Origin of the sequence: Kitasatospora sp. NPDC090308, assembly GCF_044769485.1 — a bacterium.
GTDB lineage: Bacteria > Actinomycetota > Actinomycetes > Streptomycetales > Streptomycetaceae > Kitasatospora > Kitasatospora fiedleri.
The window spans coordinates 600,762-623,114 of sequence record NZ_JBIVXY010000003.1 but is presented as its reverse complement, the minus strand read 5'-3'; the positions used below and the strand labels follow the sequence as shown (position 1 = coordinate 623,114).

23 protein-coding genes are annotated in these 22,353 nt (G+C 73.8%); 14 read left to right on the top strand and 9 right to left on the bottom strand.

Annotation, left to right across the window (positions count from 1 at the left end):
* Positions 1-293: 293 nt before the first annotated feature.
* From ribA to ACIQVD_RS10275, 10 genes are all read left to right on the top strand, one after another.
* Positions 294-950, top strand: a complete 657-nt coding sequence (gene ribA / locus ACIQVD_RS10320) for a GTP cyclohydrolase II (RefSeq protein WP_400679272.1) — start codon at positions 294-296, stop codon at positions 948-950.
* A 125-nt stretch (positions 951-1,075) separates the two neighbouring features.
* Positions 1,076-1,534, top strand: a complete 459-nt coding sequence (locus ACIQVD_RS10315; protein WP_402287608.1) for a hypothetical protein — start codon at positions 1,076-1,078, stop codon at positions 1,532-1,534.
* A gap of 78 nt (positions 1,535-1,612) precedes the next feature.
* Positions 1,613-2,143 (top strand): DUF6879 family protein, encoded by a 531-nt coding sequence (locus tag ACIQVD_RS10310; RefSeq protein ID WP_402287605.1) that lies wholly within the window; start codon positions 1,613-1,615, stop codon positions 2,141-2,143.
* 12 nt (positions 2,144-2,155) lie between these two features.
* Positions 2,156-3,004, top strand: a complete 849-nt coding sequence (locus ACIQVD_RS10305; protein ID WP_402287602.1) for a helix-turn-helix domain-containing protein — start codon at positions 2,156-2,158, stop codon at positions 3,002-3,004.
* Positions 3,005-3,804: 800 nt separating this feature from the next.
* Positions 3,805-4,062 (top strand): hypothetical protein, encoded by a 258-nt coding sequence (locus ACIQVD_RS10300; RefSeq protein WP_402287600.1) that lies wholly within the window; start codon positions 3,805-3,807, stop codon positions 4,060-4,062.
* Between the two features lie 3 nt (positions 4,063-4,065).
* The gene (locus ACIQVD_RS10295; protein ID WP_402287598.1) at positions 4,066-4,245 is read left to right on the top strand and encodes a hypothetical protein; all 180 of its coding nucleotides are present in this window, start codon (positions 4,066-4,068) and stop codon (positions 4,243-4,245) included.
* Between the two features lie 280 nt (positions 4,246-4,525).
* Complete coding sequence (locus ACIQVD_RS10290) at positions 4,526-4,759, top strand: hypothetical protein (RefSeq protein WP_402287595.1); 234 nt, start codon at positions 4,526-4,528, stop codon at positions 4,757-4,759.
* Positions 4,760-4,827: 68 nt separating this feature from the next.
* A complete protein-coding gene (locus ACIQVD_RS10285) occupies positions 4,828-5,310 on the top strand; it encodes a hypothetical protein (protein ID WP_402287593.1) in 483 nt (160 codons plus the stop codon).
* A 75-nt stretch (positions 5,311-5,385) separates the two neighbouring features.
* The gene (locus ACIQVD_RS10280; protein WP_402287590.1) at positions 5,386-6,564 is read left to right on the top strand and encodes a tetratricopeptide repeat protein; all 1,179 of its coding nucleotides are present in this window, start codon (positions 5,386-5,388) and stop codon (positions 6,562-6,564) included.
* Between the two features lie 363 nt (positions 6,565-6,927).
* A complete protein-coding gene (locus tag ACIQVD_RS10275) occupies positions 6,928-7,455 on the top strand; it encodes a hypothetical protein (protein ID WP_402287588.1) in 528 nt (175 codons plus the stop codon).
* Positions 7,456-7,588: 133 nt separating this feature from the next.
* Here the strand turns inward: ACIQVD_RS10275 and ACIQVD_RS10270 are convergent, their stop codons facing one another.
* The gene (locus ACIQVD_RS10270; protein ID WP_402287586.1) at positions 7,589-8,041 is read right to left on the bottom strand and encodes a DoxX family protein; all 453 of its coding nucleotides are present in this window, start codon (positions 8,039-8,041) and stop codon (positions 7,589-7,591) included.
* A 407-nt stretch (positions 8,042-8,448) separates the two neighbouring features.
* Positions 8,449-8,571 (bottom strand): hypothetical protein, encoded by a 123-nt coding sequence (locus ACIQVD_RS10265; protein ID WP_402287584.1) that lies wholly within the window; start codon positions 8,569-8,571, stop codon positions 8,449-8,451.
* A gap of 476 nt (positions 8,572-9,047) precedes the next feature.
* Here ACIQVD_RS10265 and ACIQVD_RS10260 point away from each other — a divergent pair, with 476 nt between their 5' ends.
* Complete coding sequence (locus tag ACIQVD_RS10260) at positions 9,048-10,133, top strand: aminoglycoside phosphotransferase family protein (RefSeq protein ID WP_402287582.1); 1,086 nt, start codon at positions 9,048-9,050, stop codon at positions 10,131-10,133.
* Here the strand turns inward: ACIQVD_RS10260 and ACIQVD_RS10255 are convergent.
* The 3 genes from ACIQVD_RS10255 to ACIQVD_RS10245 all read right to left on the bottom strand — a co-directional run bounded on the left by ACIQVD_RS10255 (position 10,092) and on the right by ACIQVD_RS10245 (position 15,748).
* Complete coding sequence (locus ACIQVD_RS10255; protein WP_402287580.1) at positions 10,092-12,380, bottom strand: putative bifunctional diguanylate cyclase/phosphodiesterase; 2,289 nt, start codon at positions 12,378-12,380, stop codon at positions 10,092-10,094. The genes ACIQVD_RS10260 and ACIQVD_RS10255 overlap by 42 nt on opposite strands.
* A complete protein-coding gene (locus tag ACIQVD_RS10250) occupies positions 12,377-13,183 on the bottom strand; it encodes an SAM-dependent methyltransferase (protein WP_400679238.1) in 807 nt (268 codons plus the stop codon). Before ACIQVD_RS10250 ends, ACIQVD_RS10255 begins: the two co-directional genes overlap by 4 nt.
* Positions 13,184-13,516: 333 nt before the next feature.
* Positions 13,517-15,748 (bottom strand): glycoside hydrolase family 6 protein, encoded by a 2,232-nt coding sequence (locus ACIQVD_RS10245; protein ID WP_402287746.1) that lies wholly within the window; start codon positions 15,746-15,748, stop codon positions 13,517-13,519.
* 460 nt (positions 15,749-16,208) lie between these two features.
* Between ACIQVD_RS10245 and ACIQVD_RS10240 the strand changes: the two genes are divergently transcribed.
* A complete protein-coding gene (locus tag ACIQVD_RS10240; RefSeq protein ID WP_402287577.1) occupies positions 16,209-17,390 on the top strand; it encodes a winged helix DNA-binding domain-containing protein in 1,182 nt (393 codons plus the stop codon).
* Between the two features lie 159 nt (positions 17,391-17,549).
* Here the strand turns inward: ACIQVD_RS10240 and crcB are convergent, their stop codons facing one another.
* From crcB to ACIQVD_RS10220, 4 genes are all read right to left on the bottom strand, one after another.
* Positions 17,550-17,924 (bottom strand): fluoride efflux transporter CrcB, encoded by a 375-nt coding sequence (gene crcB / locus ACIQVD_RS10235; RefSeq protein ID WP_100839432.1) that lies wholly within the window; start codon positions 17,922-17,924, stop codon positions 17,550-17,552.
* Entirely contained in the window at positions 17,921-18,271 is a 351-nt protein-coding gene (locus tag ACIQVD_RS10230; protein ID WP_400679230.1) for a DUF190 domain-containing protein, read from the bottom strand. Before ACIQVD_RS10230 ends, crcB begins: the two co-directional genes overlap by 4 nt.
* Positions 18,268-18,762, bottom strand: coding sequence for a fluoride efflux transporter FluC (locus ACIQVD_RS10225; RefSeq protein WP_402287572.1), 495 nt, complete (start codon positions 18,760-18,762; stop codon positions 18,268-18,270). The genes ACIQVD_RS10230 and ACIQVD_RS10225 overlap by 4 nt, the downstream gene beginning before the upstream one ends.
* A 200-nt stretch (positions 18,763-18,962) precedes the next feature.
* Complete coding sequence (locus tag ACIQVD_RS10220; RefSeq protein WP_402287570.1) at positions 18,963-19,547, bottom strand: GNAT family N-acetyltransferase; 585 nt, start codon at positions 19,545-19,547, stop codon at positions 18,963-18,965.
* A 283-nt stretch (positions 19,548-19,830) separates the two neighbouring features.
* On the opposite strand from ACIQVD_RS10220, the gene ACIQVD_RS10215 reads away from it, so the two are divergent.
* Together ACIQVD_RS10215 and egtA are read left to right on the top strand one after the other, a co-directional pair.
* A complete protein-coding gene (locus ACIQVD_RS10215) occupies positions 19,831-21,030 on the top strand; it encodes an aminotransferase class I/II-fold pyridoxal phosphate-dependent enzyme (RefSeq protein ID WP_402287567.1) in 1,200 nt (399 codons plus the stop codon).
* Positions 21,031-21,080: 50 nt separating this feature from the next.
* Positions 21,081-22,352 (top strand): ergothioneine biosynthesis glutamate--cysteine ligase EgtA, encoded by a 1,272-nt coding sequence (egtA, locus tag ACIQVD_RS10210; protein ID WP_400679221.1) that lies wholly within the window; start codon positions 21,081-21,083, stop codon positions 22,350-22,352.
* Position 22,353: the final 1 nt, after the last annotated feature.

Here is a 22,353-nt window from a genome sequence, read left to right as displayed (position 1 = left end):
GGCCCGCGCTCCGCCCCTCCGCCTCACCCCTCCACCTTGCCGGGATACCGACGGGTAGCCGGGGGCTGGTGGGCCGAACGGGAGGGCGGTGCGTCCGCGCGGGCGGCGCGTCCGTACGAACGGCGGGACGGGCGGGACGGGGGAATGCGGCCGGGAAAGCCGGTTGTTCAAATTGGAACCACGGTGTAGCGTCGGGCGAGCACGATCCGGTTCGAATTTGAACAACCTGGTGACGGCTCGTACCGGACCGCGAGCGCAGGCGACCACCACCCGCGGCCCCGGAGGGACCCGACATGACGCACCCCGAGACCAGCCGACAGCTCCCCGCCGCCACCGTGCGCTCCCGCGTGCGCGTCCCGCTCGCCTTCGGCGACGGCTACCGCGTCGAGGCCGACGTGCACACCTTCCACGGCCTGGCCGACGGCGCCGAACACCTCGCCCTCGCCCTGGGCGACCCGTCCCCGACCGCCGCCCCGCTGGTGCGCCTGCACTCCGAGTGCCTCACCGGCGACGTCTTCGGCTCCGCCCGCTGCGACTGCGGCCCCCAGCTGCGCGAATCCGTCCAGCGGATCGCCGAGACGGGCGGCTACCTGCTCTACCTCCGCCAGGAGGGCCGCGGCATCGGCCTCTACAACAAGCTCGACGCCTACGCCCTCCAGGACTCCGGCCTCGACACCTACCAGGCCAACGCCGCCCTCGGCCTCCCCGAGGACGGCCGCGACTACACCCCCGCCGCCCAGATGCTCACCACCCTCGCCGCCCCCGCGATCCGCCTGCTCAGCAACAACCCCGACAAGGCCGCCCAACTCACCGCCCTCGGCATCACCATCACCGAACGCGTCCCCACCGGCGTCCACCTCTCCCCCAGCAACCTCCGCTACCTCCGCGCCAAGGCTGACGGAACAGCCTTCTCGCTCGCGCACGACATGTTGCGGGTGAGCATGGCCTGACCAGAGGTGGGACACGCCGCACGTCGAAGAAACTGCGGAAGGGCAGCCACAAGCGCGAGCCGTCCGTGGACGCGCAGGAGAGCCGCGGCCGGGCGTTCGCCGCCTAGGAGGGGTACCGGGTCGGGGTGCCGGACGCCGGAAAGCGGCTGATCTTCGACGTCGTCCTGCTCGACAACGCCACCGCCCTGCTCGCCGAAGCCGAAGCACTCGAAGACCAGGTGCACTGCGACAGCCGGACGATCGACGGCGGCATGCGCACCGGAGTCAAGGTCATCCACCCCGCCATCGCCCAAGCCGAACGCCACCGCACCGCCGCCGACCGCATCCTGCGTCTCCCGCCCCCCAGCCGGAAACCGCACCGCGCGGGTACAGCGCCCGCGACGCCGCGCCGGCCCGCCACTGGGGACGGCACTGACCCGACCGCCGCAGCCTCGAACCGACGAGCGCCCCGTGGCCCCGCCCTGCCCCACCCCGGAGGCGGAGCGGGGCCTTTCTCTCGTTCCGGCCCCGTCACCCCCCGCTCCGTCGGCCATAGACCCTGCGTGGCCCTGACAGACCGTCGGATCATTGGTGCCACCACCTGACAGTCCATCAGGACGCGATACGCCTGACAGGGGCACCATCGGCCCGCATCCTTGGAACCACGTGGAATCAGCTAGGCAGTGGAGGCCAACGTGGATCTAGAGTTTGTGGGCATCACCCCCAACACCCCTACCGACGAGTCGCCGACGATCTGGCGCGACGCATACATGCTGGACGACCCGGAGTTCATTGCCTGGAAGGGAGGCAAGCGGCTGGACCAGGCCGATCGTGCCACCTGGTGGAACTCATGGCACGACGTAGTGGCCGAAGCGGTCGGCCGGGGTGTCGTCGTTCGGCGGGCCCGGATCGTGTCCGAGCCGATCAGCGATTACGTCCGGTACGAGTACGACGGCACGTTCGCCAACGTGGCGGCTGGCGAGCAGGTCCGGTGGCTGCCGAGACGGAACACGGTGGGCCTGGCCCTGCCGGGTACGGACTTCTGGGTGTTCGACGGTGAGACGGTGTTGCTCCACCACTTCACCGGAGAGGGCCAGTTGGACCAGGACGGCCGCGAGTACCTGACCGATCCGGCGCTGGCCGGCCTGTGCGGCTCCGCGTTCGAGGCGGTGTGGGACCGGGCTGTACCGCACGAGGACTACCGGCCGCGCTGATCTGCTCTCACCGTGGCTGCAACATCATCGTCAAGCGTCCAGCATGCCCGGCAGGCTCTCGCCGCTCAGCTCCGCGAGATACAGCGGGACGCCGGGCTCAACGGCCAGGAGTTGGCCGCCGCCTGTGGCTGGTACCCGTCCAAGGTCAGCCGTCTGCTCAACGCCCACACCCCTCCCTCAGAAGAGGACGTCCAGCAGTGGTGCCAGGCATGCGGGGTGCTCGAGCGGGCGGCTGACCTGATCGCCTCCCTCCGGGCCGTCACCGGCATGTTCATCGACTGGCGGCGCATGGAGCGGGCCGGGTTGAAACAGGCTCAGCTGGCCGTCCTTCCGCTATTCGACCGCACCCGCCGGTTCCGGGCCTACTCCTCGTGGCTGGTACCCGGCCTGCTCCAAACCCGGGCCTACACGACCTCGGTGCTCCGCGCCGTTCAGCGCCGTCGAGTTGCCGTGGACGACGTCGACGCCGCCGTATCCGCCCGAATGGACCGGCAACGCATCCTCTACGAGGGCGACCACCAATTTGCCTTCCTGACGGAGGAGTCGGTGCTGCAATCCTGTCTCGGTGACGCCGAAGTGCTGCGTGGGCAACTCGACCACCTCGCTACGGTCGCGGCCCTGCCGAACGTCAGCCTCGGAATCATCCCGATGGCAGTCGGTCGGGTGCGCATGCCGGTGGAAGGCTTCTGGATCTTCGATGCTGCACAGGTGAACGTGGAGCTTGTCTCTGGCTACCTGACGATCACTCGACCATCCGAGATCAGCACCTATGCGAACACGTTCGCCGAGCTTGCTGAGCAGGCCGTCTACGGAGCCGCCGCGCGCGACTTGCTCCGGCGGGCCGGGCGGGGCATCGCCTGAGCTGCGCCGATTCGCGTGGAATCCCGTGGAATTTCGTGGCGACCCGCTCCGGCCAATCCCTACGGTCCTGCTGACAGGCAAGCAGGTGCCGGTGGACGGGAGGCAGGACGATGCCGGAGGGAAGCAGGGAGCAGCGCGCCGTTCGGCCCGGTGGTAGGGCGACGCGGGCGCAGATGGCGCAGATGGCGGCCGACTACCGGGTGGGGGAGGCGGAGCGGCGGGCGAGGGGGTACCGGTACGTGTGCCCCGGTTGCCCGGCGCACCCCGGTGGGGAGTTGGTGCGCGTTGTTGCGTGAGACCACGGTGGCGGGGCGTCCCGCCGAGAAGCAGGGCAGGAGAACTGTCGCCTCGGTCGGGCCTCGCTGTGCGCGCTGCGCCGAGCTGGCGGTGATGGCGGCGGCGGCGAGGAGAGCGGAGGACTCGGCGGGCAGGTACACCAATGAGTCCCTGCTCCTGGACGTGAAGATCCTCCGGCAACGGCACCGGGGCGAGTGCGGGTTCCCCGGGGGCGGTGGGCGTGGGTGACGACCTTCCCGGGACGGCCCCGCCGACCACGTCGGACGACGGTTCGTCAGCCGCCGGGACGGTCGGGTCCGGCCCGGCCCGGAAACCCACCGAATCCGACACCATGCGCCTCCTGAGGGCCCGTGCCCGGGAGTTGCGAGCGAATCGCGCCGCTGACTGGCGCTGGATCTTCGAGTGATTCGAGTGAGGAAACCCGTGTCCGTGAACGACGACTACCCGCGATCCGGGGCTTTCGACAGCGGCGGTACCGGCCACCCACTTGGGGAGGTGGGCGAGTGAGCACGGGATCGGGGGTGCTCCGGTTCCGGGAATTCAAGGTGGCCCATGACGACGAGAGGTCGACGGTGGGCAGCGCGCGATGCGAGGGCGGGCCGAACGGGGCCTGCGCGTGGACCAGTTCCGACGTGCCGCTGGACATGGTGGCGTTGAACAAGGCGATGGCCCAGCACACCGCCGACACCGCCCACAGGTCGTTCCTGCGGACCACGGGCGACCACGTGCTCGTGACCCCGGGCCGTTGGGACGGGGAGTGATCCGTGAGCGGACACCTACTGTTCTTGGCCGTCCTGGTCCTGCTGGTGGTCGGTGGCGTCGACTTCGACCGGGACGACCGGAAGCCCGGCCGTCTGCGGTGGCTCCGGGTGACCCCGCCCCGCACGGTCGAGCTGTGGCGGGAGGGGTTGAGCCTCCGTCTGGTCATCACGTCCCGGAATTGACCCGGCCCACCCGACCCGCTCGACGGACGCCCTGGGCAACCGGAGGAGTAGCGCATCGAGTTGGGCCGGAGCAAGAGCACCGGCGGCGGGCGCATCCAGACCGGTGGCCTGCGGACGTGGTCGAGGGCCAGGAGCCGTCCGCTCTGGGGCCACGCTCCCTGACCGCTCGCCGAATCGGCGACGGCTGCTCGGCCGCCACACACCGACCGGCCCCGTCCGCGCGCACCCCCCGAGGCCCGCGGGCGGGGCCTTCACCTTGGAGGGAAGAATGGGCGCGGGGATGAAGGCGTTCACGCTGGCCCAGCGGATCAAGGGCATCACGGGGCAGGAGGTGAGGCTGTCCCGGTTGGACGGGGGCGGCTACCGGTTGCATTGGCAGAGCAACAGTGACCGAGACGCCGAGGCAGCCACGCTGCCGGCCATGGCGCTGTCAAACCGCTACGGCTACTCGTCCCGTACAAGGATCGTCTGGATGGAAGTCGACGAGCCCCCGGACGCGACCGGTCCGAGCTGAACCATCATGCCCGCCCTCTGGAGCCGGCTACCGGCCACACCTGCCATTCGCCGGAAACCCGCAGTTCAGTGCCCAGGTGTAAGGTTGTCCGCTACGCCAAGGCCCGGCACCACATCCCGCCGAACACCCTCAGCCCGGAGCCGTCCCCCCTCTTCCTGGCGGAGAACCTGCTGCACGAGGGAACGCACCAGTCGATCGCCCTGCACATCCACCAACACCAGGTCTTCGCCGACGGGTACTCGTCCGAGACCTCACCGAAGATCGAGATCGCGTGGCGGGCCGGGCAGGGCGTCGCCCGCAACCAGTTCTGGGAGATCGACCGCGCCTTCCACGCCACCTGCGTCGACAACCAGTTGCTGCGCTTCCGCCGTACCGAGCTGGACCGAGACGACCTGACCGCCGACGAACGTGCGTGCTTCCGGAGCGCCTACGACGAGGGGCTGCCGGCCGCCCGCTACCTCATGCGCGAACTCGAAATCCTGGGGGCGCACTTCACCCCGCACGGGGCAGACCTGCTGACCGGCCTGCGCCAGCAGATCGACCAGCTGTAGTGCCAGGCTGACCGCAACCGAACGAGGGAGGGCCCAGTGCTCCAGCACCTCATCAGACAAGACGCAGACCTGCGGATGGTCCCCACCGACCGGGCCGAGCTGACCACCGCATTGCAGGGGCTTCGAGAGGAACTGGCCACCAGCCCCGATCCCGACCGGACCCGGGTCCTGACCCGGTGGATCGGCATCGCCCAGATGAGCCTCGGGAACTACGACGAGGCACACACGTCCCTCCGACAGTCGCTCGAACTCGCCATCACCAGCGGGAACGTCCGGGCCGTCATCGCCACCGAACTCAACTTCGGCGACGCCCACCGCTACGCGGGCGACATCGAGACCGCGGAGACGTTCTACCGCAGCGCCCTGGACACCGCGCGAGGCACGTGCCCGGAACTCCTCGACTTCGCGCTCCAGCACACCGGCAAGCACCTCACGGAACGCGGCGACCTCACCGGCGCCCGGACGCACCTGCAAGAGGCGCTGCGGCTGCGGATCGCCAAGGGGAACACCGAACTGGTCGAGTCCACGCAAGCCGCACTCGACCGGGTCGACACCCTGCTCGGCAGCACCCCCGCAGCGGCACCGAACGAGTGGAGTCGTCGGTGGACGGCGTGGCTACAGACCCGTACCAGCGTCGCCGACCCGTCGCAGTGGCACGCCGGGTTCCCCGCCATTAGAGAGCAGGTGCGGGGTCTCGCCGCCCACCAGCGGATGCAGCCCCGGCACCTGCGGGACCACCCGTTCCCCGCCGAGCCGGTCGCCGCCATGGCGGCGGAGGCCGAGAAGGCTCTCTTCACCGACGGATACCTGCACAACGGCAAGCGGAACGCGGCCGTCGGCGAGGCCGCGAACCAGTTCGCCACCCAGGTCGACCTGGCCGCGCTCGTAGCGCGGTTCACCGGCCTCGCCGTCGAGCAGCCGCACACCGGCGTCTACATCGGCTACACGGAAGGGCAGTCCCTCGACTTCCACCTGGACGAGGCAGGGTTCGGCGAGGCCAACCTGATCATCTGCCTCCAGCGCACCCGCCCCACCCAAGCGGACAAGGCCAGCACCACCGTCTTCATCAGCACCGCCGGCTACCTCGAATGCGACCTCGGAGCGGGCAGCAGTGTCGTCTTCGACGGCGCACTCACGCCACACGGGCGGACGCCGCTCGGGGTCGGCGAGAGCATCACCTTGATCAGCCTCGGCTTCCGCGCACGGGATCAGGCCCGGCGTGCCCTCACGAACCTCCCCCCGGCCCCGGCGTAACCCAAGCCGAGCCAACCGCCGCACCGGCCGTCTGAGACGGCGTCCAGGACTACGAAACGCATTGACCCATCCCGCACCACCCACGTCGGTCTCCCCCCCTCCGGCGGGCTCAGGCCCCGCCCCATGGCCTTCCCAGGCAGCCACGGGGCGGGGCCTCCCCTCTTTCGGGGACCTCATGTGGGCCGACTACTACCGGGCCTGAGTATCAGGCCATGCTGAAGAGGCTGATCCGCACGGCGCTCCCTGGAGTCTCCGCTCGGTACCGCACTGGGCTGGGGCTGGTCGTCCTCGACCAGCTGTACGGCTGCGGCCCGAAGTGGCTGCGAGAGCAGCTGATCGCCTCGGGGGACTCCCTGCACCGCGATGGGCAGTCCGGCCCCCGTGCACGTCGCCCGGGCGGTGGCGGAGCTGCACGGGCATGGCTGGATGCACGGGGACCTCCAACCCGCCCACGTCATCCGCACCGTGGACGGCGTACGACTGATCGACTTCGCGTGGGCCCGCCATCTCGGCGAGACGCCCTGGTCGGCGTTCCGGGGAACGATGGCGCACCTCACCGCGCCCGAGCCGGCCGCCGAGATCACGGTCGGCAGCCAGCCCGTGCTCACCAGCTTCGCGTCCGACGTGTACGCCCTCGCCGCCTCCCTGTGGACGGCCGTGACGGGAGACTGGCCGCTGGACTACGAGGCGGTCGGCATCGACCGGAAGTCCGCCGGACCGGTAGCGCTGCTCGGAGCCGTCGGGGAGCGGACCGCGCCGCTCGTCGGCACCGAGGTCTGGCCCGAGTTCCAGCAGGTGCTCAAGGACGTGCTGCTCGCCGACGCCAGGAACCGTCCGTCGGCCGCCGAACTCGCCGACCGGCTCACCGCCCTGGGCGAACTCGGCCGCTGACCGTCGGGTCACGGGGGCTGCGGCGCGGGGACGCTCCGGTGCTCCCCGGCATCCGCACCCCGAGGCTGTCCGCCGCCTGCTCGGCCTGGCTCGACGTCTCGGCTCGTCCCGGGCCACGCTCTGCGGCGGACGTTCAGCGACGGCGGCCGAGGAGGGCGGTCGTGTCGGTGCGGCGGTGCCAGGCGATGACGGCGAGCGGGACCATGAAGAGGAACGGGGTGCCGGCGTTCTCGCCGTGCATCGCGGTCAGCTGGGTGACGAACGCGCAGGCCAGGAAGGCGATCAGCGCCGTCGCGACGGGCCCGGCCAGGCGGGGCAGCAGGAGGCCGACGGCGCCGGCCAGTTCCACCAGGCCGGTCAGGTACATGAACCAGTCGCCCACCCCGATCGCGTCGAAGACGGTGGCGGCGGCGGGGAGCGCCAGCAGCTTGGGCAGCGCGCTGGCCAGGGCGAAGAACAGTGCGAGCAGGACGCGCAGCGTCCAGACCGTCCGGACGACGGCCTTTCCGGGCTTCGCGGCGGTGTCGGTCGTGGCAGCGGTGTCGGTCGTGGTGGCGGTGGCGGTGGCGGTCGTGGTGGTGGACATCTGAGGTGCTCCCCGGTCGGTGGTCGTCGCTCTCACCGGCTTCGACGGACGCGACCGCCCGGACTCATCGGTGCGGGACGGGAGAGTTTCCGCCCTGCGGCTCGGCCGCCCGGGGCGGGGCCGCTGGAGGCTCAGGGCGCCGGGGTGCGTCCCACCGGCGGTCGGCCGTGGCGCGGGCGAGTTCGGCGTCGTACTGCCGGACGTCGAAGTGGAAGTCGGGCAGGGGCGGTCCGTCGTCCGGGATCTCCCCGTCGGACCGGACCACGGGTTCGCCGTACCGCCGGACGGTGGCGGCCGGGTAGCCGCAGCGGCCGCCCCGTGCACCCGGGTTCGCCGAACTCCGCCCGGCGGGCCCGGTCGGTCGCCCGGAGCGGGCCGCGCCCGTCGGCGGGCGGTAACCGCGGGACCTAGCTGCCGAGACCGTCGGACCCGGCCGCGGCCTCCACCAGGTCCTCGCCGTCGACGCGGACCCGCGCCTGGGCGGGTGAGCGGACGGTCGTCCGGATCTCGATCTCCTCTCGGGTGAACACCGCCCCGCCCCGGGGACGGCCCGGCCGGGTGCGGGCAGGACGGCGACGGCGACGGCGACGGCTGGTGGCCGACCGGTGGCCGACCGCGCCCGCCGGTCGACGCGCTGTACCCGCCCGGCCACGCCGGGTCGACCGGGAGCCGGACCCGCCCGGACCCGTCCGGGCCCGCGTTGCGTTCCGGGCGGGCCGGGCGGACGGTGGAAGCACCCGCGTCCGGTACCCCGTCGCTCCCCGGAGAGCGCCATGACCACAAGGCCGACCAGCTCCGCCAGGCTCACGACCGGACCCGCGACGGGCCGGGCCCGGACCTCGCCCACCCACCCCGTGCACCCGGCGGTCGCGGCGAGCGGGCCCCCGGGCACCGGGGACCACCCCGCCGAGCCGGACCGGCGTGCCGTCGGCCGGGTGGTGTCGGGCGGGTGGTGGGTCGGTCTCCGGACGTCGGGGGTCGGCGCCGGGGGCGGGCGGGGGTGGGGATGAACGTCGGCAGTCGTGTTCCGCTGCACGAGTTGATGGGGGTGCGGGAGGTCGCGGGCGGGCTGTTGCTGGTGCCGCCGGGGGTGGCGGGGCGGGTCGCGGACGGGCTGCGACTGCGGCTGGTGGCACGGGAGTTGGGGCCCGGGAGGTGGGAGGCGGTGACGCCGGGGTCCTCGGACGTGCTGGTGGCGCGGCGGCGTCCGGCCGGCGGCGGGTCGCCGGTGCTGGTGAAGTGCCCGCGCACCCGGGAGGCGGTACGGGCGCTGGTCCGCGAGCGGGACGCGGTCGCGGTGCTGGCCTCGGAGCTGCGGTCGCCCGGGCTGCGCGGTCTGCTGCCGGAGACCGTCGACTCCCGGCTGGGCGGCTGGCCGCCGGTGCTGGTGCAGGGGGTGCTGCCGGGCGTACCGGGCGACGTCCTGCTGTCCCGCCGCCCGGAGCTGGCCGGGCGGCTGACCGCGTCCGCGTTCGGCGTCCTGGACGAACTGCACGGCGCGACGGGCGGGTTGAGCCGGGACGGGCGGTTGGTGGACGGCTGGCTGGGCCACCGGTTGGCGGTGCTCTCGGACCGGGTGCGCTGGTGCCGGGGCGCGGAGGGCACCGCCGGTCTGCTCGCCCTGCGGTCCTACCTGCGCCGCGAGTTGACCGGCCGGCCGGTGCAAGTGGCCCGGACGCACGGCGACTTCACCCCGGGCAACCTGCTGCTGCGCTCCCCCGACCCGGACGGACCGCCACCGGCCGTCACCGGACTGGTCGGCTGGGGCGAGTCCCTGGCCGACGGCCCGGCCGTGGTCGACCGCGCGAGCTTCGCCCTGGACCTGGGCCGGCTGCTGGACGGCCGCTCCTGGGGCGAGCAGCTGGTCACCGCCCTGCGCACCGGCGGCCTGCACCGCCCGGAGACCGGTGAACTCCCGCTCTCCGGCGCCCTGTCGGCCTGGCTGTGGCACGTCTCGGGCCGCCTGGAGCAGTCCCGCCGCTTCGCCCGCGACCGCGACCGGCTGCGCAAGGTCCTCGTCCCGGTCCTGCGCGAACTCGCCGGCTCCGGCTCAGACTCCGGCCCCGGACCCGGACCCCGAATCGGTCCCTGAACCGGCCCCGGCCCCGTCCCCGCCCCTGCCCCACGCCTCCGGCGCGTCCTCGAGGTCGGTCTCGGTCTCGGTCTCGGCGATCCGCCGGGCGATCTCGGCGGGGCGCACCGGCCGTCCGAAGTGCCAGCCCTGGGCGAGGTCGCAGCCCATCAGGCGCAGGCGCTCGGCGTCGGCGCGGCTCTCCACGCCCTCCGCGGTGACGGTCAGGCCCAGGGTGTGGGCGAGCGAGACCAGGCCGCTGACGATCCGCCAGCCGAGGTGGGTGTCCTTGGTGGGGTCGTGCAGGTCGCCGACGAAGGACCCGGCGATCTTGAGGTTGGAGACCGGCAGGTCGCGCAGGTAGGCGAGGTTGGACCAGCCGGTGCCGAAGTCGTCGACGGCGAGCGAGACGCCCAGGTCGACCAGGGCGTGCAGCGCCTTGAGCGCCTCGTCCTCGGGGCCGACCACGGTCGACTCGGTGATCTCCAGCTGGAGCATCGACGGCTCGAGGCCGGTGGTGCGCAGGGTGCGTTCGACGTCGCCGACCAGTCCGGCGCTGCGGGCCTGCCGGACGGCCAGGTTGACGCTGACCCTGGGTGCCCGGTCGCCGAACCGGGCGACCCAGTCGGCGGCCTGTTCGCAGGCCTGCTCCAGCACCCAGCGGCCGAGCGGCATGATCAACCCGGTCTCCTCGGCGACGCCGACGAACTCCTCCGGGCCGAGCACCCCGAGCTGCGGGTGCCGCCAGCGCACCAGCGCCTCGACGCCGGTCATCGCGCCGGAGGCCAGGTCGACCATCGGCTGGTAGTCGATGAAGAACTCGCCGCGGTCCAGCGCCGCGGGCATCCGCACGGACACCGCGTACCGGCTGACGGCGCGCGCGTTCTCCTCCGGGTCGAACAGCGTCCACCGTCCCCGCCCGGCCTCCTTGGCCCGGTACAGCGTGAGGTCGGCGGCCCGGACGGCCGCGCCGGGCGTGGTGCTGGCGATCCGCCGCTCCAGCACGCCGACGCTGGCGCCGACGGCCAGCCGGTGGTCGCCGATCACCACGGGCTTGGTGAGCGCGGCGAGGACGGTCTTGGCGGCGGCGACGGCCTCCTGCTCGCCGCGGCAGTTCTCCAGCAGCACCACGAACTCGTCGCCGCCGAGCCGCGCCACCATGTGGCCGAGCGGGCTGAGCGCGTTCTCCAGCCGCCCGGCCACCACGGTCAGCAGCTGGTCGCCCATGTCGTGGCCGAGGCTGTCGTTGACGATCTTGAAGCCGTCCAGGTCGACGTAGCAGAGGCCGAAGCGGGCGTCCGGCTCCGGGTCCTCGAAGAGCTTCTCCAGCCGTTCGAAGAACGCGGCCCGGTTGGGCAGGCCGGTCAGCGGGTCGTGGGTGGCCTGGTGGCGCAGCCGCTCCTGGAGGCGGTAGCGGTCGGTGACGTCCTCCAGCATGGCGACCTGGTAGAGCGGGACGCCGTCGTCGTCGCGGATCAGCGAGACGGTCAGGTGGGTCCACACCACCTCGCCGTCGCGCCGGTAGTACGGCTTGTCGAACTGGAAGTACTCGCGCTTGCCGCTGATCAGCTCCTCGTACGCCTCCCAGACGCCGGGGGTGTCCTCGGGGTGGACCAGGTCGCCGACCCGCACGCCCCGCATGTCCTCGGGGCCGCCGCCGAAGATCTCGCCCAGGGCGCGGTTGACGGCCAGGATCTTGCCGTCGGTGTCGCCGAGGCCGATGCCGATCGCCGCGGACTCGAACAGCGCGCGGAAGCGGGCCTCGGAGGCGCGCAGGGCCTTCTCGACCTCCTGCCGGGCGGTGTCGGCGGCCAGCCGGATCGCCTCCTGCTCGCGCAGCGTGCGCTCGCGCAGGGCGGCCGCCCAGCCGGCCGCGAAGGCGCCCCCGAGCACCGGGCCGCGGTCGTCCGGGACGGGTTGACGCTGGATCAACTGGACTGCTTCGGCCAGCAGTTGCGGGTCGGTGAACTGGTTGTCGATGAGCAGCGCCCCGGCCTGGCCGGCCAGTTCGGGGCGGAACGGCTGCTCCCGGGAGGCCCGGTGCAGCAGCTCGGCGGTGCGGGCGATCAGCGGGTTCAGCACGCCGGGGCGCACCGCGGCGCCGTGCCCGGCCCGCAGCATCGCGGCCCACGCGTCGCGGAACCCGGCGCTCGCCTCCGCACCCGCCGCGCCCGCCTCGCCCGCCTCGCTCGCCGCCGCGCCCGGTGCGTCCGCCGCTCCCCCCGCGGCCGTGCCGGGGGGCTCGTCCGCGCCGGGCGACTGGTTCACGACAGGCGCCCGACGCCGGCCATCCCCGTCATCCGCTCGGGGTGCGGGCCGACCGACTCCGCGTCGTCGGGGCGCCACTCGGGCAGGTAGACGATGCCGGGCTCGACCAGTTCGTAGCCCGTGAAGAAGGCGGCGATCTGCTCGCGGCTGCGCATGGTGAGCGGCGTCGGGGTGGAGCGGTACAGGCTCTGGTGGGAGCCGGCCTGATCGGGGCGGCCCTCCAGGGAGGCGTGCGAGAGGATCAGCATGCTGCCGCTGGGCAGGGCCTCGCGGAGCTTGGCGAGGATCCGGTCCGGGTGGTCGTCGTCGGTGACGAAGTGCATGACGGCGTTGAGGATGACCGCGACGGGCTCGCCGGGGGCGAGCAGTTCCTCGACCTCGGGGCGGCCCAGCAGGTCGTCGGTGTTGCGCAGGTCGGCGTCGACGACCGGGCAGAGCGGGTCGTCGGCCAGGATGAGGCGGCTGTGGGCGACCGCGACCGGGTCCATGTCGACGTAGACGACGCGCGCGTCGGGCCGGTACTCGCGGGCCACCTCGTGGACGGCGCCGAAGGTGGGGATGCCGGAGCCGATGTCCAGGAAGCGGCTGATGCCCTCGGCGGCGGCGAACTGGGTGGCGCGGCGCAGGAAGGCCCGGTTGGCCCGCATGATCATCGGGAGGTCCGGCCAGAGCTCGATCGCCTTGCGCGCCATCTTCCGGTCGACCTCGAAGTTGTGCGAACCGCCGAGGTAGTAGTCGTACACCCGGGCCGCGTTCGGCTTGTCGAGGTCGGTCCCTGCAGGCACCCAGTTCGGACGCGCCATGACGGCACTCCTTCCGGCCTTCCGGCCTGGCAGTCGAAAATGGCAAGAGGACACCAAGATCCTCCTACACTTCCGATCCGGGCCGCAAGCGCTGGCAGCCGAACGGCGGCGCGGCGCGGCACGTCCCGCGCGGCGTGCCCCGGGAGGCGTGGGACGCCCGTGCGGCACGTCCCGGGCGGCGGCGTCCGCACGGCGGTGGACGGGCGACCGCCCCCGTGCAGACCCTGCACGGGGGCGGTGCCTCCGGGGTGGTGCTTCGCGGTTCTCTCCCGCGTCGGTCGGGTCCGGTGGCGGCTTGCCGCGGGCCCGCCGCGTACTACCGGCTGCCCGGCGTCAGCTGGTGGCGGTGCAGGTCAGGGTCGGGGTGGCGTTGCTGCCGGAGTAGCTGGCGCCGAAGCCGAAGCTGGTGGAGCCGTTGGCGGCGACCGCGCCGTTGTAGCCGGCGTTGGTGACCGTCACGGACTGGCCGGACTGGCTGACGGTGCCGTTCCACAGGTTGGTGACCTGCTGGTTGCCCGCGTAGGTCCAGGTGACCTTCCAGGACTTGATCGCGGTGTTGCCCGCGGTCACGGTGACGTCGGCGTTGAAGCCGGCGCCCCAGTCGCTGCTGACCTTGTAGGTGGCGGTGCAGCCGGCGCCGCCGGTGCCGGTGCCGGCCTGGGTGGTGGCGGTGACGGCCGCGGAGGCGGCGGAGAGGTTGCCGGCCGCGTCCTTGGCCTTGACCGTGTACGAGTACGCGGTGGACGCGCTCAGACCGGTGTCGGTGTACGAGGTGCCGGCGGTGGTCCCGACCAGGGTGCCGCCCCGGTACACGTTGTAGCCCGTGACGCCGACGTTGTCGGTGGAGGCGGTCCAGGTCAGCGCGGCGCTGCTGGCGGTGGTGGTGGCCGCCAGGTTGGTCGGCGCGGTCGGGGCGGTGGTGTCGGAGGTGCCGCCGGAGGCGGTGGTGACGCTCAGCGCCGCGGAGGCGGCGGAGAGGTTGCCGGCCGCGTCCTTGGCCTTGACCGTGTACGAGTACGCGGTGGAGGCGCTCAGACCGGTGTCGGTGTACGAGGTGCTGTTGGTGGTCCCGACCAGGGTGCCGCCCCGGTACACGTTGTAGCCGGTCACGCCGACGTTGTCGGTGGAGGCGGTCCAGGTCAGCGCGGCGCTGCTGGCGGTGGTGGTCGCCGCGAGGCCGGTGGGGGCGGTCGGGGCGGTGGTGTCCGCGGTGCCGGTGCCGACCGCCGGGTAGGCGTTCTTCAGCAGCTCCTGGAACTGGGCCGAGAACCAGTGGCCGGCCACCGGGGCGTTCGGCAGCGCGCCCGACATGTTGTTGTTGTTGCGCGGGTTGCCGGTGTACGTCGGGTCGCACATCCGGTCGAAGCCCTTGCCCTCGTCGTTGGCGATGGCCGAGCTCGCGCCGTCCGACTCACCCGGGGGCTTCACCCACACGTACGCGGCGATGCCGTCCTCGGGGGCCGCCTTCGGACGCTCGCCGAGGCCCGCGCCGGACTGGTTGCACCAGTTGCCGGTCTGGAAGCGGCGGTCGATCCGGCCGCCGTCGACGTACGCGTCGACCGAGGTCTTCGGGCCCGGGCCGGTCGGACGGTTGGCGCCGCCCCAGCCGTTGCGGGAGGTGTCGATCAGCATGCCGATGTTCGAGTTGAACCCGGAGGCGATCGCCTTGGTGCGCCACGCCTTGGCGTAGGACGCCTCGTCGACGTAGTAGTTCCAGTCGACCCACTTGCTCTGGCGGACCGAGGTGCCGTTCACCGAGTCGTTGACGGTGAAGTTGGGCTCGTGCAGCGCCGAGTAGTTGGCGGTGTTGACGATGAAGCCCTGGACGTTGTTGACCGTCGAGCCGGACGCGGTGGCGGCCTGCTTGATGGTGTCGATGGCCGGCTGGAGGTTGGAGTCCCAGCCGAGCCAGCCGTGGTGGCCGGCGTCCACGTAGTTGTAGACGTTCGGGATCGCGCCGAGCTTGGCCAGCGCGTAGCCGACGCCGTTGACGTAGTTGCCGTTGGCCTTCATGACGTCGCACGCGGGGGTGGCGGTGGCGGTGCCGCCCGCGTTGGTCACCAGGTTCGGCAGCGAGTCGATCTCGACCGTGGTGACGATCCGCAGGTTCGCGTAGGCCGGGTCGGCCAGGATCGCGGCGATCGGGTCGATGAACTCGCTCTTGTAACGCGGCAGGTCGGTGGGGCCGAGCTCGCCGTTCGAGGCCAGGGCGGCGCAGTCGCGGCCCGGCAGGTCGTAGATGACGACCTGGAACACGTACGGCTTGCCCGCGGCCTGCTGCACCGCGGCGTTCAGGTGGTCGCGCAGACCCATGACGCCGTTGCCGCCGGCGATGGCCGCGATGCGGTCCATCCAGACGGCGGTGGGCTGGTTGGCGACGGCCGAACCGCCCGGCTCGGCGGCGGCGTGGGCGGCCCACTCGGGGTTCACGTAGACCCCGGCGCCGACGAAGGGGTTGTCCACACGGGCCGCCGCGTGGGCGGCGGTGGTCGACACGGCAAGGGGGAGCAGGGTCGCGGCGCTGAGCACCGCGGCCGCTGCCGCCGTCCGGAGACGGCGCGTCAGATTTGCCGACACGGTAAGGGAGTCCTTTCGGGTGGGGGACGGACTCGACGGAAGAGCTCCCAACTAATGGGAGCGCTCCCATACTTGGCCTGGGCTGAGACCAACTCAGCTCGGGGACAACCGATATGAAGCCATGACCTCGCACTCCCGTCAAGAAGTTCGACAGAACCCGTGGGAGCGCTCCCGCCAACCTCGATGGACGCCGCCCGTCGCCGTCCGGCCGTCCGGCCCCCGCCCCGGGGCGGGCACCACCGCCGCCCCGACAGGCCCGCTGAACACCACCGTTCACCACCGCACCGGAGCGGTTCGCCGACGCCCCGTCCCGCCCGGCCCCGGCCGGCGCCCACGCCTCTCCGGCAGCCGCTCCCCCGCACCCCGGACACACCCGCCGCCACCCGAAACTTTCACGCCCGGCCGGCCCGCACGTGGCAGGCTGTCCCCGATCCGCAGGAGGTATCCCGTGCCCACCCGCCCCGCCTTCGACGACGACCAGCGCCGCGCCCGGCTCGCCCGACGGCACCGGCTGGCCCCCGGCACCGCGGCCGACCGCGCCGAGCAGGTGGTGGCGGACCTGGTCGCCGTGCACGCCACCGACCCCGCCACGGTCTTCCTCGCCGTCGCGGCCCGGCTCGCCGTCCCGGGCGTCGCCGACACCGAGCGCGCCCTGTACGCCGACGGCACCGTGCTGCGCCGCCACGGCCCGCGCAAGACCCTCTTCGCGATCCCCGCCGAGCTCGAACCGGCGCTGTACGCCTCGACCACGGCGAAGGCCGCCGCCGCCGAACGCGCCCGCCTGCTCAAGGACTTCGCCGCCTCCGACCGGGACGCCGCCTGGACCTCCGCCGCGCAGGACGCCGTGCTGGCTGCCCTCGCCGATGCCCCGGACGGCCTGACGGGCAGTCAACTGAGCGAGCTGGTACCACAGTTGCGCGAAACGATCGACTACGGCGTCGGCACCTCCTACCAGACCGTCCAGCCGGTCGGCATGCGGCTGCTGCGGCTGCTCGGCATGGAGGGCGCCATGGTCCGCCGCCGTCCGCTCGGCGGTTGGACCAGCAGCCGGCACCGCTGGGTGCCCGGCCCGCCCGTCCCCGCCGTCCCGTCCGCCGCCGAACGGGCCGCCGCGCAGGCCGAGTTGGCCGGGCGGTGGCTGGCCTCGTACGGCCCGGCCGGCGAGCAGGACCTGGTCTGGTGGACCGGCTGGGGCGTCCGCGAGGTGCGGGCCGCGCTGGCCGCGTGCGCGGCCGTCGAGGTCGGGCTCGCCGACGGCACGACCGGTTTCGTGCTGCCCGACGACCTCGAACCGGTCGCCGAACCCGCCCCCTGGGCGGCCCTGCTCCCGGCCCTCGACCCCAGCGTGATGGGCTGGAAGGACCGCGACTGGTACCTCTCCCCCGACCACCGCTCCGAACTGGTCGACCGCTCCGGCAACCTCGGCCCCACCGCCTGGTGGAACGGCCGCGTGGTCGGCGGCTGGGCCCAGCACCCCGACGGCGAGGTGCGGTTCGAACTCCTCACCGACCCCGGCACCGAGGCCCGCGCGGCCCTCGCCGCGAAGGCCGCCGCCCTGCGCGCCCTGCTGGCCGAGACCCGGGTCACCCCGCGCTTCCGCACCCCGCTCGAACGGCGGCTCACCGGCTGACCCGCCGGGGCGGGAGCGCCGGGATCAGGACTCGGGACTCGGGGCTGGGGGCTGGGGGCTGGGGGCTGGGGGCTCAAGCCCGGTCTGATCCGGTCGCGGCGACGGACGACACGGCGAGGAACGACACGGCGACGGACGACGCGGCGACGGACGCCGGGTTCACGCCCACAGGGCCTGGGCGATCGCGTTGCCGGTGAAGGCCGCGCCCAGGCCGGCGGCCACGCTGCCGGCCGCGTTCGCCACCGCGTAGAACCGGGCGCCGCTCTCGGCCAGCCGCAGCGTCTCGTAGGAGAACGTCGAGTACGTCGTCAGCGCCCCGCAGAACCCGGTCCCCACCAGCAGTTGGAGGTGCGAGGAGGCCGCCCCGGCCGCCACCGCGCCGGTCAGCAGCCCCAGCACCATCGACCCGGCGACGTTGACGACGAAGGTGCCCCACGGGAAGAGCGTGTCGTGGCGGGACTGCACCGCCCGGTCGGTCAGGTAGCGCAGCGGCGCGCCGACGGCCGCCCCGACGATCACCAGCAGCCAGTTCACTTCTTCCCCCTGTCGCGGCCGACGTGCCGGACGACCTCGCACGCGTCGAGGACCACCGTTCCCCCGGTGACGAGTTCGTCCAGTTGCGGCAGGAACGCCCGCACCCGCTCCTCGGCGTCCACGATCACGACCGCCACCGGCAGGTCGTCGCTGAGCGACAGCAGCCGGGCGGTGTGCACCAGCGAGGAGGCGCCGAAGCCCTCGACGCCGCGGAACACGCTCGCCCCGGCCAGTCCGGCGGCGTGCGCCCGGTGGACGATCTCGCTGTACAGCGGCCGGTGGTGCCAGAGGTCGTCCTCCCCGACGTACACCGTCACCCGCAGCGCGCGGCCCGTGAGTCCGGTCATCGTGTCCTCCGCCCGATCATCCGGCGGGCCGCCTGTGCGCCCGCCCACACCGCCGCCGTCGCCGCGGCCAGCGTCGCGGCCAGGTACCCGAGCGCCGTCGCGGCGTGGCCGCCGTCGACCAGGCGCTGGATGTCCACCGTGTAGGTGGAGAAGGTCGTGAAGCCGCCCAGCACGCCGGTGCCGAAGAACGGCCGCACCAGCCGGTGCGCCGCCCACGCCTCGGTGATCACCACCAGGAAGACGCCGATCACCGCGCAGCCCACCGCGTTCACCACCAGGGTGCTCCACGGGAAGAGGCCCGGCGCGGTGGGCCAGGCGAGCGCGATCGCGTAGCGGGCGCTCGCGCCGAGCACGCCGCCGACCGCGATCACGGCGAGGACCGGCAGCAGGCCCTGATCACGGCTGCGGGCAGGCCGCTCGGCGGGGGCGGCTTCGAGGTCGGGGTCGACGGGCTCGGCCGTCGCCCCGGCGCGGGGTCGTTCCACGGGCATGCGTCTCCTACTCGCGCGGCGCCCGGACGTGCGGGCGCGACCGTCACAAGTAGGGACCGTTGGCGGCCACTGCCGCGGTTCGGGTCCGGCGGGCCCCACCGCCGTTCAACGCCCGGAGGCGTTGCGCTCCCACCTTACCCCCGGCGGGTCGTCCCGCCGAACCGGGGAACCGGCCCCGGCCCCCACCGCACCTGCGCCGATCACGGACCGTTGCGGGCGTCGCGCGACGCGTCCGGAGCGTCCGGAGCGTCGGGGCGATCGGGGCGATCGGGGCGGCGGCCGAGGAATAGCTGCATCAGGAGGGTGTCGATCCAGCGGCCGTGCTTGTGGCCGACGGCGGTGAGGCGGCCCGCTTCGGCGAAGCCGAGGCGGCGGTGCAGGGCGACGGAGGCGTCGTTGCCGGGGCTGGCGATGACGGCGACGAGTTGGCGGAGGTCGGTGCGGGCGCAGGCGTCGATCAGGGCCGCGAGCAGGGCGGTGCCGTGGCCGTGCCCGGTGTGCTCCGGGGCGAGGTAGACGGAGTCCTCGGCGGTGTGGCGGTAGGCGGGCTTGGGGCGCCAGGGGGCGGCGTAGGCGTAGCCGACGACCCGGCCGGAGACCTCGGCGACCAGGAAGGGCAGGGCGCGGGCGGCGAGTTCGTCCAGGCGCAGGTGCCAGTGGTCGGCGGGCGGCGGGGTCTCCTCGAAGGTGCTGACGGTGTGTCGGACGTAGTGCGTGTGGATCTCGGCCACGGCGTCCAGGTCGGCGGGGGCGGCCGGGCGGATCAGGCGTTCGGCGGCGGTCACGGGGGCGAGTGTGGGCGGCGGTGCTGGTGGGCCCGGAGCCGCTGCCGCTGGACGCCCGGGTCCTGCACGGGCGCAGGGCGGGCTGAGCGGGCCGCGCCGAACGCGGCGGCCGGTCGGCGGCGCTGCTCTCCGGCACGGTGCTGCTCTCCGGCGCGGTGCTGCCCCTCGGCGCCCCGTCGCCGCCCGCGCCCCGTCGCCGCCCCGCCCCGTCCGTCCCCCGCCCGTCCCCCGTCCGCGCCCGTTCCGGCCTAGCGTGAGGGGACGGCGACGGAGGGAGCACCCGGTGTTCGAGCGGTTCTCGCGGGCGGGGACGGGCAGTGCGAAGTGGGCGCGGGCGGGGGCGGGGCGGATCGCCATGGGGGTGGCGGACATGGACCTGCCGGGGCCGCCGGCGGTGGCGGCGGCGCTGCGGGCGCGGGCGGGTCACCCGGCGTTCGGGTACCCGGTGGCGGAGGACGCGGACCGGGCGCTGGTGGCCGACTGGTACCGGCGGCGGCACGGGGTGGCGGTGGACCCGCGCTGGGTGATGCTGCTGCCGTTCGCGCCGGGCACGGCGGTGCGGCTGCTGCTGGAGGCGGTGCGTCCGCTGCCGGGTCCGGCGGTGTTCGTGACGCCGGAGTGGGGCGGTTTCGCCCGGGTCTGCCGGGCCGCGGGGGTGGACACCCGGGAGCTGCCGCTGCTGGCGACCGGCGACCCGGGCGACCCGTACCGGCTGCCGCTGGCCGGGGTCGCGGCGGCCCGGCCGGGCCTGGTGCTGCTGAGCAGCCCGCACAACCCGACCGGGCGGATCTGGCCGGCCGGGGACGTCCGGGCGCTGGCCGCGGCCGCCGCCCCGGGGCTGCTGGTCTCGGACGAGGTGCACGGCGACCTGCGGCACCCGGACGCGGGCGTGGAGCAGCCGGTCGCGGTGGCGGTGACCGGCGGGGCGCCGAACGTGGTGACGCTGAACTCGGTCGGCAAGACCTTCAACGTCTCGGGCCTGCCGAGCTGCTTCGCGCTGGTGCCGGACCCGGGGCTGCGGGAGCGGCTGGCGGCGGTGATGGCGGGTTTCGGACTGTGGGAAGGGGGGCTGCTGGGCGCGGTCGCGCAGCGGGCGGCGCTGGCCGAGGGCGGGCCGTGGCTGGACGCGCTGCTGGCGCACCTGGTGCGGGCCCGGGAGCTGGCGACGGCCGCGCTGGGCGGTGCGGTGCTGGCCCGTCCGCAGGCGTCGTACCTGCTCTGGCTGGACGGGGCGGGGCTCGGCACCCGGGAGGAGCTGCTCACCGAGCGTCATGTCGAGCTGGCGGACGGGTCGGATTTCGGAGCGGCCGGTTCCGGGCGCCTGCGGCTGAATTTCGCCCTGCCACTGGACCGCCTGCGCACCGCTCTCACCCGGCTGACCTGCGAGGAAGGCGCTCGGGCGGCATCGAGGTTTGCCCCGGAGCAGACTGAGCAGGAACAACCGGGCTCAAGTCGCGAACCGAGGGATGGTGAAACCCGGTGACATCTGTACGTCCGCAACAGGCCGCTCCGGCCGTCGATCCGGTACACAGCGTGACGCTCCGGACGGAGCTGACCGAGGCGTCGGCCGAACGGCACCTGGGCGCCATCTGCTTCAAGATCGGTCCTCCGGCGCTGGTCGGGGTGGAGGCGGAGTGGTTCGTCCACGACGCCCGATGTCCGGGCTCCCCGGTGGATCCCGACCGGGTGGCGGCCGCGCTGGCGGTGCTGCCCGACTCGGCCGACGGCCCGGTGCTCCCGGCCGGCTCGCGGCTGACGCGTGAACCCGGCGGGCAGGTCGAGCTCAGCTCCCCGCCCGCCGCCGATCCGGCCCGCTGCGCGGCCGGGCTGAGCGCCGACCAGGCGGTGCTGCGGGCGGTGCTGGCCGCCGAGGGCCTGCGGCTGACCGGCAGCGGCACCGACCCGATGGACCGCGAGCGGCGGATGCTGGCCACCCACCCGCGCTACCGGGCGATGGGGCGCTACTTCGACCGCGGCGGGCCCTGGGGCCGGATCATGATGACCGGCACCGCCTCCGTGCAGGTCTGCGTGGACGTCGGTACCGAGGCCGACTGCGTCGAACGCTGGCGGCTGACGCACGAGTTGGGGCCGGTGCTGGTCGCCGCGTTCGCCAACTCGCCGCTGCTGGAGGGCCGTCCGACCGGCTGGAAGTCGACCCGGCAGCTGGTCTGGTCCCGGATGGACCCCTCCCGGACGCTGGCCCCGCCGCCGTCCGCCGACCCGCGCGACGCCTGGGCCCGGTACGTGCTGGACGCCGCGCTGCTGTGCGTGCGCCGCTCCGACGGGCTGCCGTGGGACGCGCCGGCCGGGCTGACCTTCCGCGGCTGGCTGCGCGGCGCGGGCGAGCGGCCCGCCACCCTGGCCGACCTGGACTACCACCGCACCACGCTGTTCCCGCCGGTGCGCCCGCACGGGTACCTGGAGCTGCGGATGATGGACGCCCAGCCCGCCGAGGGCTGGCGGGTGCCGCTGGCCCTGGTCAGCGCGCTGCTGGACGACCCGGTGGCGGCCGACGAGGCCCGCGCCGCGCTGGAGCGGCTCGGCCACGCGGGCAGCCGCGCCCCGCGCTCGGGCCTGTGGCGGCGCGCCGCCGCGCTCGGCATGGCCGACCCGGACCTGCGCCGCGCCGCCCTGCTGTGCTTCGCCGCCGCCGAACGCTCGCTGGCCCGCCGGGGCAGCGAACTGCGCACCCCCCTGGTCGAGTTCGCCGAGCGCTACCCGGCCCGCGGCCGCTGCCCGGCCGACGACCAGCTGACCGCCCTGCGCACCGGAGCCGCCGTCCTCCAGGAGGACGCCCCGTGCTGAC

What these genes read in the sequence shown, in the direction of transcription:
- ACIQVD_RS10250 (WP_400679238.1), bottom strand. Translation starts at nt 13,183, where the DNA reads ATGGCGCGTCCGAACTGGGTGCCTGCAGGGACCGACCTCGACAAGCCG.
- ACIQVD_RS10280 (WP_402287590.1), top strand. Translation starts at nt 5,386, where the DNA reads ATGGTCCCCACCGACCGGGCCGAGCTGACCACCGCATTGCAGGGGCTT.
- ACIQVD_RS10225 (WP_402287572.1), bottom strand. Translation starts at nt 18,762, where the DNA reads ATGCCCGTGGAACGACCCCGCGCCGGGGCGACGGCCGAGCCCGTCGAC.
- ACIQVD_RS10275 (WP_402287588.1), top strand. Translation starts at nt 6,928, where the DNA reads ATGGGCAGTCCGGCCCCCGTGCACGTCGCCCGGGCGGTGGCGGAGCTG.
- ACIQVD_RS10260 (WP_402287582.1), top strand. Translation starts at nt 9,048, where the DNA reads ATGAACGTCGGCAGTCGTGTTCCGCTGCACGAGTTGATGGGGGTGCGG.
- ACIQVD_RS10290 (WP_402287595.1), top strand. Translation starts at nt 4,526, where the DNA reads ATGAAGGCGTTCACGCTGGCCCAGCGGATCAAGGGCATCACGGGGCAG.
- ribA (WP_400679272.1), top strand. Translation starts at nt 294, where the DNA reads ATGACGCACCCCGAGACCAGCCGACAGCTCCCCGCCGCCACCGTGCGC.
- ACIQVD_RS10270 (WP_402287586.1), bottom strand. Translation starts at nt 8,041, where the DNA reads ATGTCCACCACCACGACCGCCACCGCCACCGCCACCACGACCGACACC.
- ACIQVD_RS10230 (WP_400679230.1), bottom strand. Translation starts at nt 18,271, where the DNA reads ATGACCGGACTCACGGGCCGCGCGCTGCGGGTGACGGTGTACGTCGGG.